This window comes from Vallitalea sediminicola (assembly GCF_054408565.1).
The window spans coordinates 1-320 of the sequence record NZ_BTPT01000217.1 but is presented as its reverse complement, the minus strand read 5'-3'; the positions used below and the strand labels follow the sequence as shown (position 1 = coordinate 320).

At 54.4% G+C, this 320-nt stretch carries 1 protein-coding gene; it reads right to left on the bottom strand.

The window, feature by feature from the left end; translation table 11 throughout:
• Positions 1–186 (bottom strand): hypothetical protein (locus ACX6CF_RS26480; protein WP_458788377.1); only part of this gene is annotated, 186 nt, incomplete at its 3' end.
• Positions 187–320: the final 134 nt, after the last annotated feature.

Sequence of the window (320 nt, the reverse complement as noted above, 5' to 3'; positions counted from 1 at the left end):
TGGGGCAGAGTTGGACAACACAATGCGCGCATCCTCATAGGGTAACAGACCCATCGCCAGTAACGATGCAGCCCCCGCCAGCGCGACAACTTCGGTCGGCAGTGTCTCTCTTAGGAACAGGATAAACATCACCACCACAACCGTGAGGGAGAGCATCGCCTGCGAAAATTGGGAAAGTTCAAACATAGATATGGGCCGGTCCCTGTTGACGTTTTAGTTGTCGCCCATCACGGGATCGTCGGCAAGTGCTGCTTTGGGACGGGGCTGTACCAAATACATGCCCGCAAACATAGCCGCCAAAGCCAACCAGATCATATTCG